This window comes from Halomonas ventosae (assembly GCF_004361885.1).
GTDB classification, from domain to species: Bacteria; Pseudomonadota; Gammaproteobacteria; order Pseudomonadales; family Halomonadaceae; genus Halomonas; species Halomonas ventosae_C.
In genome coordinates this window covers 1-1,518 of record NZ_SNWH01000057.1, presented here as the reverse complement: position 1 = coordinate 1,518, position 1,518 = coordinate 1, and the positions used below count along the sequence as shown (strand labels likewise).

At 64.4% G+C, this 1,518-nt stretch carries 1 protein-coding gene; it reads right to left on the bottom strand.

Going from position 1 to position 1,518, the window contains the following annotated elements:
* The coding region (gene tnpC / locus DFO68_RS15355; protein ID WP_133484465.1) for an IS66 family transposase at window positions 1-1,425 on the bottom strand (1,425 nt) is incomplete at its 3' end.
* Between the last annotated feature and the right edge of the window lie 93 nt (window positions 1,426-1,518).

The following is a 1,518-nucleotide window of genomic DNA, read 5'->3' as shown; positions in this document are numbered from 1 at the left end:
CAGGTCGTCCTGTCGCATGAAATCCGGCACTTCACCCGTAAAGAGCTGCTCCAGTGCCGTATGTGCCGCCAGCCCCTGCTTGACCGCGGTCGAGAGAAAGCTGCGCATCCGGCAAAAGATCTCGGCACCCTCCCAGGCGCGAAAACAGCCCGAGATCTTCTGCTGCACCTTGGTCATCCGCAGGTCGCGCTCCCCTTGATTGTTGGTGAAGGGGGCAGCGGGATCCTCAAGAAAACGCAGCACGTCGTCCTCGTACGTTCGGAGGCGTTCGAGCAGGTTGCGCGCTTTCGTGCGCTGGGTACGCCCTCGCGTCCCGGGCGGTGGCTTTGCCGGTGGCGGGGACTCGGCGTCGCCTTCCGCCAGGCAGTGTCGGTAACGCGCTCGCCATGCTCGAGCCTCCTCGGCCGAGAGGCAGCCGCCGGCGGCATCCACGGCGCGGTTCATGGCCAACAGCAGCTCATGCAGGACCTTGGCCCACGCCTGGCCATCGTTCTCCCAGGCCGCCGTCAGTTCCCGGAGGTGGTGGGCATTGCACAGGGCGTGCCGACAATCCGGGTAGCGGTAATAGGGCTTCCAGTGGTCATGCACCAGCACGCCACGCACGAAGGGCAATACGCCGATAGCGTCCATCGCCTCCTGGCCGCGCTTGGGGTGCGGGGCCAACCAGGTCAGCGCCTCGTTGGAGGCGCTATGCAGCCAGTAGCGTTTACCGCCGACCTGCATCCCAGTCTCATCAGCATGCACGGTGGGCGCTTCGCGCAGTGCCGGGATCACCCACTCGGCGAACGCCTCGGCGCGCTGGTAGGCCTCCTGATTGAAGGCGAACAGGGTAGCGGTGCTCAGCGAGAGACCACACTGTGAGGTGAGCAGCTCGCGAATCCGCGCATAGGGCAGCAGCTGATACTGGGAGAGATAGACGGCATGCGCCTTGAGACGAGGGCCATACTGGATGGGGCGAGTGACGTCCTCGGGGAATGGCGCCACGTAGCGTTGCCCCTGATCATCTTCGAGGACCTCGGCCTGGTATTCGGTAACCACGGCCTGGATCACGATGTCCTGCACTTGGCGCGTTTCGACGCCCACCGAACGATAGGTGCGCCCTCTGGGCAAGCGTCGGCGATCGACGCGCAGCGTCACCACCTCGTCAGGCTCTGCCACCGGCGCCAACGTCTTGCCCTCATGGCCGGGCTGCCCGCCGGGGCGCCGCTCGCCTTTGGCGCGTGAACGGCGCTGGCGATGGGGATCCTGGGACGGTGGCTTGCTACTGTTGCGGCTACTGATGGCCAGGCGATCGGCCATGAGCTTGACCAGAAACATCAGCACATCGATGGCCGCACGCAGCGACGGCGAGACCGTGCGGTCTTCCTTGAGCTGTTGCTGGACCCGCGCCAGGGCCTTCTCGACGTTGATATCGCTGAGGGTCATGTCATCGCATTGATGTACCGAAGGATCAGGCACACTATGCCAGAAGAATCAGGTGGTTGGCGACAGGCTATCCGCAGCTACCTGAATAGTTAC